Here is a 12,936-nt window from a genome sequence, read left to right as displayed (position 1 = left end):
CTTTCCGGCGTGCTGCTCAACACGGGCGCGCAGTTGCTACTCAAGGCCGGCGTGAATGCGGTCGGCCATTTTGAATTTTCGGCGGCAAACATCGTGCCGGTCAGCGTGCGGCTGGCCACGCAGTGGCCAATCATCGGCGGGTTGGCATGCTATGTCGTCAGCGTCGTCGTCTGGATCCTCGGGCTGTCGCGCGTGGAAGTGTCGGTCGCCTACCCGATGTTGTCGCTCGGTTACGCGGTCAATGCAGTAGCGGCCTGGTACCTGTTCGGCGAGGTCATGTCGGTACAGCGCCTCGTCGGCATCGGTATCATTCTGCTCGGCGTGGTCGTGCTGGCGCGCAGTTGAGCCCACTTAGCCTCCCGAGAGAACCGAATTAGACAAACCATGAGCCAAACTTCCTTGCCCTTTTTGCCGTTCGTGCGGCCGCACGTCGATGAGGAAACGATTGCCGGCGTCGTCGAGGTGCTGCGCAGCGGCTGGATCACGACCGGCCCGCAAAACGCCCGTTTCGAAGCAGCGCTGTCCGAGTACTGCGGCCGGCCGGTGCGAACGTTCAATTCGGGCACCTGCACGATGGAAATCGCGCTGCGCATCGCCGGCATTGGGCCCGGCGACGAAGTGATCACCACGCCGCTGTCATGGGTGGCCACCAGCAACGTGATTTGCGAGGTGGGCGCGACCCCGGTGTTCGCCGACATCGACCCAATCACCCGTAACCTGGACCTAGACAAGCTCGAGGCCGCCATCACACCGCGCACGCGCGCGATTATCCCAGTGTATTTGGCCGGGGTGCCAATGGACCTAGAGCAGCTCCATGCGATCGCGCGCGCGCGCCAGCTGCGTGTGGTCGAGGACGCCGCACAGGCGCTCGGCTCGAGCTGGAACGGCCGGCGCGTCGGCACGTACGGCGACTTCGTGTCATTTAGCTTCCATGCGAACAAGAACATCACCTCGATCGAGGGGGGGGCGCTGGTGCTGAACAACGACGACGAAGCACGGCTTGCCGAAAAGTACCGGCTGCAAGGCATCACGCGCACCGGCTTGGATGGAATGGAATGCGACGTGCTTGGCGGTAAGTACAATCTGACTGACGTCGCCGCGCGCGTTGGGTTGGGCTCGCTGGCCCGCCTGGACGAAATCACCGCGCAGCGCCGCGCGCTGGCACGCGCCTATTTCGAGCATTTCGCCGGCGGCGCGGCCGTGGCCGCTGGCGTCGAGTTGCCGCCCGCGGACTTCACAAACTCGAACTGGCACATGTTTCAGATTGTGTTGCCGCTGGAGCGGCTCACGATCCAACGCGCCGACTTCATGGCGCAGATGAAGGAGCGCGGCATTGGCACCGGCGTGCACTATCCGCCAATCCATCTGTTCAAGCTGTACCGGGAACGGGGCTTCGGCCCGGGCATGTTTCCACACGCGGAGCGCGTTGGACGGGCGATCGTCACGCTACCGCTGTTTGCGCAAATGACGATGGCTGACGTGTCGCGCGTCGTACAAGCCGTCAATGAGATTATTCACCGTCACCAACAATGAATACGCCTGAACTGTCCGTCGTGATCCCCGTCTACAACGAGGAAGCGGGCCTGGCCGCCCTATTTGCGCGGCTCTATCCGGCGCTGGACGCGCTGGACTTGACCTACGAAGTGATTTTCATCAACGACGGCAGTCGTGATCGCTCGGCCGCGATGCTGGCCGAGCAGTACTACGCGCGCCCAGACACCACCCGTGTCGTGCTGCTCAACGGTAACTACGGGCAGCACATGGCCATCCTCGCCGGATTCGAGCAGACGCGTGGCGACATCGTAGTCACACTTGATGCGGACTTGCAAAATCCACCCGAGGAAATCGGCAAGCTGGTGGCGAAGATGCGCGAGGGCCACGACTACGTCGGCACGATCCGGCAACAGCGGCGCGACAGCTTATTCCGCCGCAAGGCGTCGGTCGCGATGAACCGGTTGCGCGAGCGCATCACGCGGATCCGGATGGCCGACCAGGGATGCATGCTGCGCGCATACAGCCGCCGCATTATCGACACGATCAACCTATGCGGCGAGATCAACACGTTCATCCCGGCCCTCGCCTACACGTTCGCGCAAAACCCGGTCGAAATCGAGGTATCGCACGAAGAGCGTTTCGCCGGCGAATCGAAGTACTCGCTGTACAGCCTGATCCGGTTGAACTTCGACCTGGTCACCGGCTTCTCAGTGGTGCCGCTGCAATGGCTGTCGTTCGTTGGCGTGATCCTGTCCAGCGGCTCCGCGGCGCTGTTCATACTGCTGCTGGTGCGGCGCTTCATCATTGGTGCGGAAGTTCAAGGCGTATTCACGCTGTTCGCGATCACGTTCTTCCTGCTCGGCGTGATCATTTTCGCGCTCGGCCTGCTCGGTGAATACATCGGCCGAATCTATGAGCAAGTGCGCGCGCGGCCACGCTATCTGGTGCAGGCAGTGCTGCAGCAGCGCGACAGCGACACACCGAGACATGCAACCAGCACCAGCCGCGCGCCGGCTCCCAGGGCGCCGCGCGTCGCGCGCGGCGAGCACGCAGACGGCATGGTGGGGCGCAACCGATGAATGCGCGCGCCGTCGTTTTCGCGTATCACAATGTCGGCGCGCGCTGTCTGCGCGTGCTCCTCGCGCGCGGCGTAGACGTCGCGCTCGTCGTCACGCATCAAGACAATCCGCAAGAGCGCATCTGGTTCGAAAGCGTGGCGGCGGTCGCGGCCGACTACGGACTGCCGGCGATTACGCCTACCGATCCGCGCGCGCCAGAGTTGGCCGAGGCCGTGCGCGCGGTGCAGCCAGATTTCCTGTTCTCTTTCTATTACCGACACATGCTGCCGGCTGGCCTGCTTGCGCTGGCACCGCGCGGCGCCTTCAACCTGCACGGCTCGCTGCTACCGAAGTACCGTGGCCGCGTGCCGACCAACTGGGCCGTGCTCAACGGCGAGACCGAGACAGGCGCCACGCTGCACGAGATGACGGCCAAACCGGACGCCGGCGCGATCGTCGCGCAGACGCCGGTGCCGATCCTGCCGGACGATACCGCGAGCCAGGTGTTCGATAAGGTGACGGTGGCCGCCGAGCAGACGCTGTGGCGAGTGCTGCCGGCACTGCTGGCCGGCGACGCACCGCGGCTGCCGAACGATCTGGCCGCGGGCAGCTATTTTGGTGGTCGCCGCCCCGAGGATGGCCGCATTGACTGGTGCCTGCCCGCCCAGCAGGTCTACAACCTGGTGCGCGCGGTCGCGCCGCCTTATCCGGGCGCATTCACCGACGTCGGCGGCGAGCGCTTCATCGTCGCCGCGGCCCGGCTCGCGCATCACGACGCGGCCGGCACCGCGACATTGCCGCCGGGCTTGCAGGTTTGCGATAATGCGCTATTTGGCGTGTGCGGCGACGGCCGCGCGCTGGCGATCCGCGAACTGCGCCATGTCGGCCGCGACGCTTCCAATCCCACACACAACGAGCGCGTAATCGACGCGGCAACGTTCCTGCGCCTTACTCAATCCTCATCGCATTCATGAAAAAAGTCCTGATCCTCGGCGTCAACGGCTTCATCGGCCATCACCTGTCTAAGCGCATCCTTGAGACCACCGATTGGGAAGTCTATGGGATGGACATGCACAAGGATCGTCTGGGCAGTCTAACGCAGCATCCGCGAATGCACTTCTTCGAAGGCGACATTACGATCAACAAGGAGTGGGTCGAGTATCACGTCCGCAAGTGTGACGTGATTTTGCCGTTAGTCGCGATCGCCACACCCGCCACCTATGTGAAGCAGCCGCTGCGCGTGTTCGAGCTTGATTTTGAAGCCAACGTGCCGATTGTGCGCTCAGCAGTCAAATACGGTAAGCACCTGGTCTTCCCGTCCACGTCCGAGGTGTACGGCATGTGCAACGATGGTGAGTTCGACCCAGAAGCCTCGCCGCTGATCTACGGCCCGATCAACAAGCCGCGCTGGATCTACGCATGCTCGAAGCAGTTGATGGACCGCGTAATCTGGGGCTACGGCATGGAGGGCCTGAATTTCACGCTGTTTCGCCCGTTCAACTGGATCGGCCCGGGGCTGGACACGATCCACACGCCGAAGGAGGGATCATCGCGCGTAGTCACGCAGTTCCTCGGCCATATCGTGCGGGGCGAGAACATCAGCCTGGTCGACGGCGGTGCGCAAAAACGCGCGTTCACCGACATCGACGACGGCATCTCGGCGCTAATGCGGATCATCGAGAACCCGGCCGGCATCGCGAGCGGAAAAATCTACAACATCGGCAATCCGCACAACAATTTCTCGGTGCGCGAACTAGCCAACAAGATGCTGGCGCTGGCCGCCGATTACCCCGAGTATGCGCAGTCTGCACAACAGGTGAAGCTGGTGGAAACCTCGTCGAGCGCCTATTACGGCACCGGTTACCAGGACGTGCAGAATCGCGTGCCGAAGATCGACAATACGAAGCAGGATCTGGCCTGGACACCGACGCTGTCAATGGACGACGCGCTGCGCAAGATCTTCGAGGCCTACCGCTCGCAGGTCGCCGAAGCCCGCGCGCTGGTTGACTGACGGCGCGGGTGGCGGCAGTGGCTCGCATCGTATTGAAGATCGACGTCGACACGCTACGCGGCACCCGTGAAGGCGTGCCAAACCTCGTGCGCATGCTCCGGCACGCCGGCGTCGGCGCGACGTTCCTGTTCAGCCTAGGCCCCGACCACACCGGTTGGGCATTGCGCCGGGTATTCCGGCCGGGGTTCCTGCGCAAGGTGTCGCGCACGTCGGTGTTCGAGCACTATGGCATCAAGACACTCGCCTACGGCGTGCTGCTGCCCGGCCCGGACATCGGCGCGCGCGCGGCGGCGCAGATGCGTGCCACGCGCGATGCCGGCTTCGAGGTGGGCATTCATACATGGGACCACGTGTATTGGCAGGACAACGTGCGCACGCGTGAGCGCGCATGGACGATCGCACAAATGGCGAAAAGCCACGCGCGCTTCGTCGAGGTATTCGGTGAGGCGCCGCGTACCCATGGCGCAGCAGGCTGGCAGATGAACGACCATGCATTTCATCAACTCGACGCATGGGGGATCCGGTACGCGTCCGACGGGCGCGGCCATGGCCCGTATCGGCCGACGGTAAACGGCATGCCGCTTGCTCACGTGCAGCTGCCCACCACGCTGCCAACATTGGACGAAGTGCTCGGACTGGATGGGTTGAGCGTGGACAACGTCGCCGATCACCTATTGTCGCTGACGCGGCACGACGGCGTCGATCACGTATTCACGCTGCACGCGGAACTGGAAGGGCAGAAGCTTGCCCCCGTGCTCGAACGCCTGCTAGCAGGCTGGCGCGCGCAGGGGCATGCACTGGTGTCGATGGCCGACTATTACGCGACGCTGGACCTGGACTCACTGCCATCGTACCCTGTCGCGTGGGGTGAGGTACCGGGTCGCGCCGGCGAACTCATTATTCAGCCTGACTAAAGCAATGGCGCGAGCATTGGTCCACATCGGTCCTGCTTCGCTGCCGCTAATCATAACAACAGGAGAAATCCGTGCCGAGCATTGCGATCGACCACACCGTTCCCGATTTCACCGCTTCAGCAACAGGCGGCGAATTCACGCTGTCCGCGCTGAAGGGTAACAAGGTCGTTCTCTATTTTTATCCGAAGGACAACACACCGGGCTGCACCACCGAGAGCCTGGCGTTCCGTGACGCGTACCCGGCCTTCAAGCAGGCGGGTGCCGAGATCGTCGGCATCTCGCGCGACAGCGTACGCTCGCACGAGAACTTCCAGCGCAAGCTCGAATTGCCGTTCGTGCTAGTGTCCGACGCCGACGAGACTGTGTGCCAACTATTCGACGTCGTCAAAATGAAAAAGATGTACGGTAAGCCGGTACGTGGCATAGAGCGCTCGACTTTCCTGCTCGATGCGCAGCATGTACTATGCCGCGAGTGGCGCGGCGTGAAGGTGCCCAACCATGTCGATGAGGTGCTGGCCGCCGTACAAGCCCTGTGACGCGGTTAATGCAGCGCGACATGTGCCCTTTGACGTGAGCGTTTGACGCAGGTTATAGTGAGCCGCAATGAAGGCTGACTCCCTACCTTACCGCCGTGCTCCCCATCCAAGGGGGTGCGGCTTTTTTCTTTGGGGCCGCACCGACCTAGGCGAACCGGCGCCCATTACATGACTGATACCCGCGCACGTCGCAGAGGGCGCCGCTGCGTCGGCGCCCCGGGTGGCGTGCATCGTTGAACCGATTCCGTCAGAGGAAACCATGCCTTTGCCTACCGCGCCGAGCAAACTCGGAAACCTGCTTTCACCCGACGAATACAAGGCCAAGGTGAAGACGGCCAAAGGCGCACGCAAGCGCTCGCCTGCCCCCGGGCACGACCATGACGACGCTTACGCAAGCCGGGACGACGGCGTCGCGTTCAACGCCGCCGCGAGCGAGCCCCTGCCGGCGCTGACATCGCTCGAAGCAGACAATGCGGCATTGCGCGCCGCGCTGCCGGACGAGGAAGTGGTACGCGAGACACCCACCGCGCGCAAGCGCAAGTCGAAGCAGACCGCGGCGCTGCTTCGGCCGTCACGCCCCGCCCTCGAGACGGCCGCCCCCGACACGGTTCCAGCCGAGGTGACCCGCGACGCGGCCGTGCCGACGGCACCCGTCGCGTTGCGCGAGACGCCCGCCCCGGCACGTGTCACACCACCCGCGCTTTCCGCCGCGCCGAGCACGCGCGGCACACAGCGACGGGCCAGGACGCGTGCCGCCGACACAACGCGCAAGCTGTTCGTACTCGACACGAACGTGCTAATGCACGATCCGAGTTGCGTGTTCCGCTTCGAGGAACACGATGTCTACCTGCCAATGATCACGCTCGAGGAACTCGACAACCATAAGAAAGGGATGTCGGAGGTCGCACGCAATGCCCGGCAGGTCAGCCGCACGCTGGACGCGCTGGTGGCCGACGCCGGCAGCGCGATGATCACCGGCATCGCGCTGTCGCAGCTGGGCAACCGGGAAGCAGCCGGGCGCCTGTTCTTTCAGACCGAACTCACTCATATTGAACCGGTGGTCGGGCTCCCGCAAGGCAAAGCGGATAACCAGATTCTGGGCGTTGTGCGGGCGCTGCAAGCGCAAATGCCGGAGCGGCAAGTTGTGCTGGTGTCCAAAGACATCAACATGCGTATTAAGGCGCATGCACTCGGCTTGCCAGCCGAGGACTATTTCAATGACCAGGTCCTCGAGGACAAGGACCTGCTCTACTCGGGCGTGCGCGCACTGCCGCAGGATTTCTGGACGCGGCACGGCAAGGGCATGGAGAGCTGGCAGGACACCAAGAGCGGCACCACATACTACCGGGTCACCGGGCCGCTGTGTGCGTCGCTGCTGGTCAACGAGTTCGTCTATCTCGAGCCCCAAAACGGCGAGCCGACCTTCCACGCAGTGGTGCGTGAAATCAACGGCAGGACAGCGTTGCTGCAGACGCTGCGCGACTATGGGCACCACAAGAACAACGTATGGGGCATCACGGCGCGCAACCGTGAGCAAAACTTCGCGCTGAACTTGCTGATGAACCCGGAGGTCGATTTTGTCACGCTGCTCGGCCAGGCTGGTACCGGCAAGACGTTGATGGCATTGGCCGCAGGTCTGGCGCAGGTGCTCGACGACAAGCGCTACAACGAGATCATCGTCACGCGCGCGACCGTGCCGGTAGGCGAGGACATCGGATTTCTGCCCGGCACCGAGGAGGAAAAGATGCAGCCATGGATGGGCGCGTTCGACGACAACCTCGAAGTGTTGCAAAAAACCGACGACACGGCCGGTGAATGGGGACGCGCCGCCACGCAGGAACTGATCCGTTCGCGGCTCAAGGTCAAGAGCATGAATTTTATGCGCGGGCGCACCTTCGTCGATAAATACGTGATCATCGACGAAGCGCAGAACCTGACGCCGAAACAAATGAAGACGTTGGTCACGCGGGCCGGCCCCGGTACGAAGATGATTTGCCTGGGCAACATCGCGCAAATCGACACGCCGTACTTGACCGAAGGCAGTTCGGGGCTAACCTACGTGGTTGACCGCTTCAAAGGGTGGACCCACGGCGGCCACGTCACGCTGGCGCGTGGCGAGCGGTCGCGCTTGGCAGATTACGCCTCGGATGTGCTGTAGTGCTGTGACGAACAGCGCGGCGATTTCCACCGCCAGCCGACGTCAGCTTCCGGCGCCGGATCTAGTGATCCGGCGCTTTTTTCGAGATGCCACGCCGGCCGCCGATACGAAACGTGTGCCATCCAGGCGACGTGATTCCCCCAGGAAACTTAAAGTTCTTTCTTAAGTGTATTGGCCAGAGCCCGGTGCGGCGGCTATGATTCGGACATTGCCCCGCCGGAAGGCGTGCGCCTGGTCGCCCGCCCGATTCTTCATGCGCCTCCCCTGGATTGCACTTGCGCCCTGCTCCATCGCTGTCCTGCTTGCCGCTTGCTCCAGCGTGCAGCCGCCAGTCACGCGCGGGGATGAAGCGCCGACGAGCGGCTACCGCACGCGCCCATCGTCTAGGCTCGGCTTCGTGGATCACAGCGTCGGCCAGGAGGAAGTATCGATCCAGGCGATGAGCCTAGTCGGCGTACACTATCGTTGGGGAGGCAACACGCCAAGCAGCGGTTTCGACTGCAGTGGACTGGTGCGCTACGTGCTCGCGCGCTCGGCGGCGGTCGAATTGCCGCGAACCACGGCCGAAATGAGCCGACGCGGGCGACCGATTCAGCCGAGCGAAATCGCGCCCGGCGACCTGGTCTTCTTCAACACGTCCGGCCGGCCACATTCGCACGTCGGCATCTACGTGGGCAACATGCGCTTCGTCAACGCGCCGTCGACCGGCGGCACGGTACGCATCGACTACGTAACGAACCCGTACTGGGCGAAGCGATTCGATGGCATTCGCCGTGTCGCCCCGGTACGCAACGCGCCAAAGAGGCCGTTTGACGCACCAATGCTGCTAGCGGCCTCAGCGCCACCGACACCGCCGGCTGGCACGAACAGCGCGATGCCCAGCCGGGTGGCGCCTGCTGCTGCGGGTACACAGCACCACGGGATGGCTTATGTCGCTGGCGAAGCCGCGAGTGGCCAGGATGCGTTCGCGTCGTCGCCACCGTCGGCATCCCTCGCACGTGCTCAGGTGCGCGGCGTCGGTGCCGTCGAGCCGGACCCGATCGGCGCAATGGCGGACGCCGGCGATACATCGTTCGAAGCGTTCGAGCCGACCACTGCGACCGCGCGCAACCAAACGGCTTCATGGACCGCCGCGCCGATCATGTCGGCCGCCCCCGATCCTGCCACCGTGACGGCGAGCGCCACGCCGGCTGCGGGCGGCCACGACTATGGGGCCGATACGCCGATGGCCACGCCAGCGCAGGCGGCCGCGGCCAACGATCCCATCGCCCGTTTCGCCCACGGCAATTTCTGAGCGCCAAGCCAGCCGATCAGCATGGCTCGCGCGCAGCCAGCCGCGGCTTGCGCTGGGCTGCTACGCGAGGTTGAACGACATCACCGACGTTGCGCTGTTCCTGGCCAGTGCGCGTGCCAATGACGTGAAAGGTACGATCCTCGCGATGGACGGGCGACAGCGCGGCAGTGATCTAAGCACTACAGCAGCCGCTGACCGAGCCACCAGCCGGCAGCAGACAGCGCGGCGGATGCCGGAATCGTCAGAATCCAGGCCCAGACAATATTGCCGGCGACACCCCAGCGTACGGCTGACAGTTTCTGCGTCGCCCCGACACCGACGATCGCACCAGTGATCGTGTGCGTCGTCGAGACCGGAATGCCAAGCCACGACGCCATGAACAGCGTAATCGCACCACCGGTCTCCGCGCAAAAACCACCGACCGGCTTGAGCCGCGTGATGCGCTGCCCCATCGTGCGCACGATCCGCCAGCCGCCGAACAACGTGCCCAGGCCCATTGACACGTAGCAGCCGGCAATCACCCATGTCGGCGGCGCGGCGGCGCTCACCGACGCGTAGCCGGTCGCGATCAGCAACATCCAAATGATGCCGATCGTCTTCTGCGCGTCGTTGCCTCCGTGCCCCAGGCTGTACAGCGACGCGGACACGAGTTGAAGCCGACGGAAACGCCGGTCAACGCGACTTGGCGGCGTGCGAAAGAAAAACCATGACACGAGCAGCATGAACAGCGACCCGAGCACGAAGCCGAGCAACGGCGACACGAAAATGAAGGCGATCGTCTTCGCCAGTCCATCTACGTTCAGCGCGCCCCACCCCGACTTGGCCAGCGCCGAGCCGACCAAGCCGCCGATCAGCGCATGCGACGAGCTTGATGGGATCCCGTAGTACCAAGTCACGATGTTCCAGCCGATCGCCCCTACCAGCGCGCCGAACACCACGTAGTGATCGATGATGCCGGGGTCGATTGTGCCCTTGCCGACCGTGGCCGCCACCTTCAGATGAAAAATGAAATACGCGACGACGTTGAAGCCGGCGGCAAACGCCACGGCCTGGTGTGGCTTGAGCACCCCGGTTGACACCACGGTCGCGATCGAGTTTGCCGCGTCGTGGAAACCGTTCATGAAATCGAATATCAGCGCGACGGCAACCAGCAGCGCGACCACCCATAGAGCAAGTTGGATCGAATGCATCAGCTGCCCTATCTATGCGTTCTCGAGCACAATGCCTTCGATGATGTTCGCGACATCCTCGCACTTGTCCGTTACGGCTTCAAGCAACTCGAAGATCGCCTTCAGTTTGATCAGCGTCTTGACGTCGTCCTCCTCGCGAAACAGCTTGGACATCGCCGAGCGCAGCAGGCGATCCGCATCGGATTCGTAGCGATCGATCTCCTCGCAGGCCTTCAGGATCGCAGTGGCGCGTTTCATGTCGTGCAGCAGGCCCACCGCCGTCTGCACGCGCTCGCACGTCAGCCGGCAGACATGCGCGAGTTCGTTCGCCTCAGAGGTTACTGCACGCACGTCATACAGCGACACCGCAGTGGCGACATCCTCCATTAAGTCGAGGATGTCGTCCATCGTCGTGATCAGCTTATGCACCTCGTCGCGGTCTAACGGCGTGATAAAGGTTTTGTGCAGCAAATCGATACATTCGTGCGTCAGCTTGTCGGCACGTTTCTCATTCGCTTGCACGTTCTGCTTGTGAACCTCCGCATTGGGCAGGTCTTCGATCAACCGCTCGAGTTCGAGACTGGCGTCGACCATGCATTTCGCGTGGGCGTTAAAAATTTCGAAAAACTTGCCTTCGGTAGGCATGAAGCGTCCGAACATGAATCCCTCGGAAGTAATGGGCGCTGACACAAAAGTGCAATATTGTACCTGGGCGTCGCCACCCTGCGCGATGTGTAATAGGCGTGCCGCTGTGACACGGCGCAGCACAAGCGTGGCGCGCGCGATTGAGCAGACATAAATAGGCGACGTTAAAGACACATCCGGGTTATTCGCTGTCGTAGAACGTCGACACGCCAGCGAAATTATCAAATTTTGTATACGGCCCCAGGAATGTGAGGCGAACGGGCCCAATCGGCCCGTTCCGCTGCTTACCGATAATGATCTCGGCCGTCCCCTTGTCGGGGCTGTCCGGGTTGTAAACCTCGTCGCGGTAAATAAACAAGATCACGTCCGCATCCTGCTCGATCGCGCCAGATTCGCGCAGATCCGACATGACTGGACGCTTGTTCGGCCGCTGCTCCAAGCCCCGGTTTAGCTGAGACAGCGCGATAACTGGCACGTCAAGCTCCTTGGCTAGGCTCTTGAGCGAGCGCGAAATCTCGGAGATCTCTGTCGCGCGGTTCTCACCCGGCGACGAGCCCGTCATCAGTTGCAGATAATCGACAATAATCAAGCCTAGCTTGCCGCACTGACGCGCAAGTCGCCGTGCCCGCGAGCGCAATTCCATCGGATTGAGCCCGCCCGTCTCGTCGATAAAGATCTGCGCTTCACTCATTTTCTGCACCGCGTGCGTGAGCTTAGGCCAATCCTCGTCGGTCAGCCGCCCGGTACGCATCCGGTGTTGGTCGAGCCGGCCAATCGAGCCGAGCATCCGCATCACGAGCTGCGTGCCCGGCATTTCCATCGAAAATACCGCGACTGGCAAACCGTACTCGACCGCGACATATTCCCCGATGTTCATCGAAAACGCGGTTTTACCCATCGATGGCCGTCCGGCAACGATGATCAACTCGCCGCCATGCATCCCAGAGGTCATCCGGTCCAGGTCGATGAAGCCGGTCGGCGTGCCGGTCACATCGCTCGGATTCGCCGTATGGTACAGCGTGTCGATCCGCTCGACCACTTGGGTCAACAACGGCCCGATTTCGAGAAATCCTTGCGTGCCGCGCTGACCCTCCTCCGCGATGGAGAAGACCTTTGCCTCGGCCTCGTCCAGCAGTTGCCGGACCTCCTTGCCCTGCGGATTGAACGCGTCACCGGCAATCTCGTCGGCAACGGTCACTAGCTTGCGCAACACCGCGCGGTCGCGAACGATCTCGGCATACCGTCGGATGTTCGCCGCGCTCGGCGTGTTCTGCGCGAGCGCATTCAGATAGGCAAGACCGCCGACATCGTCCGCCTTGCCCGCGCTGGATAGCGACTCAAACACCGTGATCACATCGGCAGGCCGCGACGTGGCAATCAGCTTGCCGATGTGCTCGTAGATCAGCCGGTGATCAAAGCGGTAGAAATCCTGGTGACCCAGGAAATCCGCAATCCGGTCCCACGCGCCGTTGTCGAGCAGCAAACCGCCAAGCACCGACTGTTCGGCCTCGATCGAATGCGGTGGGACCTTCAGTGACTCAAGTTGCGGATCGTGGTTTGAAGCGTTCATGGGCACCGATTATCGGTCATTCAGCCATTCGCGCAATGGCATGACACAAAAAAAGCAGGAACCGGTTGCCCGGATCCTGCTTGCATG

At 62.7% G+C, this 12,936-nt stretch carries 12 protein-coding genes; 9 read left to right on the top strand and 3 right to left on the bottom strand.

Features of this window, described 5'->3' with window-relative positions; genetic code table 11:
* From IHE30_RS13990 to IHE30_RS13950, 9 genes are all read left to right on the top strand, one after another.
* On the top strand, nt 1-345 hold a 345-nt coding region (locus IHE30_RS13990; protein WP_337691477.1), incomplete at its 5' end, for an SMR family transporter.
* Between the two features lie 39 nt (nt 346-384).
* A complete protein-coding gene (locus IHE30_RS13985; protein WP_337691474.1) occupies nt 385-1,533 on the top strand; it encodes a DegT/DnrJ/EryC1/StrS family aminotransferase in 1,149 nt (382 codons plus the stop codon).
* Nucleotides 1,530-2,573, top strand: a complete 1,044-nt coding sequence (locus tag IHE30_RS13980) for a glycosyltransferase (protein WP_337691471.1) — start codon at nt 1,530-1,532, stop codon at nt 2,571-2,573. Before IHE30_RS13985 ends, IHE30_RS13980 begins: the two co-directional genes overlap by 4 nt.
* Nucleotides 2,570-3,526: a formyltransferase gene (locus IHE30_RS13975; protein ID WP_337691468.1), complete on the top strand. Its 957-nt coding sequence runs from the start codon at nt 2,570-2,572 to the stop codon at nt 3,524-3,526. Before IHE30_RS13980 ends, IHE30_RS13975 begins: the two co-directional genes overlap by 4 nt.
* Entirely contained in the window at nt 3,523-4,563 is a 1,041-nt protein-coding gene (locus IHE30_RS13970; protein ID WP_337691467.1) for a bifunctional UDP-4-keto-pentose/UDP-xylose synthase, read from the top strand. The genes IHE30_RS13975 and IHE30_RS13970 overlap by 4 nt, the downstream gene beginning before the upstream one ends.
* Nucleotides 4,564-4,580: 17 nt before the next feature.
* Nucleotides 4,581-5,477, top strand: coding sequence for a polysaccharide deacetylase family protein (locus IHE30_RS13965; RefSeq protein ID WP_337691465.1), 897 nt, complete (start codon nt 4,581-4,583; stop codon nt 5,475-5,477).
* A 71-nt stretch (nt 5,478-5,548) separates the two neighbouring features.
* Complete coding sequence (locus tag IHE30_RS13960) at nt 5,549-6,013, top strand: peroxiredoxin (protein WP_337691463.1); 465 nt, start codon at nt 5,549-5,551, stop codon at nt 6,011-6,013.
* 259 nt (nt 6,014-6,272) lie between these two features.
* Nucleotides 6,273-8,171 carry a PhoH family protein gene (locus tag IHE30_RS13955; protein WP_337691460.1) on the top strand — a complete coding sequence of 633 codons (1,899 nt, stop codon included), beginning with the start codon at nt 6,273-6,275 and terminating at the stop codon, nt 8,169-8,171.
* A gap of 253 nt (nt 8,172-8,424) precedes the next feature.
* Complete coding sequence (locus IHE30_RS13950; RefSeq protein ID WP_337691458.1) at nt 8,425-9,465, top strand: C40 family peptidase; 1,041 nt, start codon at nt 8,425-8,427, stop codon at nt 9,463-9,465.
* Nucleotides 9,466-9,644: 179 nt separating this feature from the next.
* On the opposite strand, the gene IHE30_RS13945 is transcribed toward IHE30_RS13950, so the two are convergent.
* The 3 genes from IHE30_RS13945 to IHE30_RS13935 all read right to left on the bottom strand — a co-directional run bounded on the left by IHE30_RS13945 (nt 9,645) and on the right by IHE30_RS13935 (nt 12,849).
* A complete protein-coding gene (locus IHE30_RS13945; protein ID WP_337691456.1) occupies nt 9,645-10,655 on the bottom strand; it encodes an inorganic phosphate transporter in 1,011 nt (336 codons plus the stop codon).
* Between the two features lie 12 nt (nt 10,656-10,667).
* A complete protein-coding gene (locus tag IHE30_RS13940; RefSeq protein WP_337691454.1) occupies nt 10,668-11,294 on the bottom strand; it encodes a DUF47 domain-containing protein in 627 nt (208 codons plus the stop codon).
* A gap of 166 nt (nt 11,295-11,460) precedes the next feature.
* Nucleotides 11,461-12,849: a replicative DNA helicase gene (locus IHE30_RS13935; protein ID WP_337691452.1), complete on the bottom strand. Its 1,389-nt coding sequence runs from the start codon at nt 12,847-12,849 to the stop codon at nt 11,461-11,463.
* Nucleotides 12,850-12,936 lie beyond the last annotated feature (87 nt).

The sequence above is a fragment of the Mycetohabitans sp. B46 genome, from assembly GCF_037389205.1.
Classification (GTDB): domain Bacteria; phylum Pseudomonadota; class Gammaproteobacteria; order Burkholderiales; family Burkholderiaceae; genus Mycetohabitans.
Note: the sequence above shows the minus strand (reverse complement) of the source record. Positions and strands in the feature narration are given on the sequence as shown.

Excerpts from the sequence above, each read along its gene's own strand:
- IHE30_RS13955 (WP_337691460.1), top strand. The coding sequence starts at position 6,273 with ATGCCTTTGCCTACCGCGCCGAGCAAACTCGGAAACCTGCTTTCACCC.
- IHE30_RS13940 (WP_337691454.1), bottom strand. The coding sequence starts at position 11,294 with ATGTTCGGACGCTTCATGCCTACCGAAGGCAAGTTTTTCGAAATTTTT.
- IHE30_RS13980 (WP_337691471.1), top strand. The coding sequence starts at position 1,530 with ATGAATACGCCTGAACTGTCCGTCGTGATCCCCGTCTACAACGAGGAA.
- IHE30_RS13970 (WP_337691467.1), top strand. The coding sequence starts at position 3,523 with ATGAAAAAAGTCCTGATCCTCGGCGTCAACGGCTTCATCGGCCATCAC.
- IHE30_RS13945 (WP_337691456.1), bottom strand. The coding sequence starts at position 10,655 with ATGCATTCGATCCAACTTGCTCTATGGGTGGTCGCGCTGCTGGTTGCC.
- IHE30_RS13935 (WP_337691452.1), bottom strand. The coding sequence starts at position 12,849 with ATGAACGCTTCAAACCACGATCCGCAACTTGAGTCACTGAAGGTCCCA.
- IHE30_RS13950 (WP_337691458.1), top strand. The coding sequence starts at position 8,425 with ATGCGCCTCCCCTGGATTGCACTTGCGCCCTGCTCCATCGCTGTCCTG.
- IHE30_RS13985 (WP_337691474.1), top strand. The coding sequence starts at position 385 with ATGAGCCAAACTTCCTTGCCCTTTTTGCCGTTCGTGCGGCCGCACGTC.
- IHE30_RS13975 (WP_337691468.1), top strand. The coding sequence starts at position 2,570 with ATGAATGCGCGCGCCGTCGTTTTCGCGTATCACAATGTCGGCGCGCGC.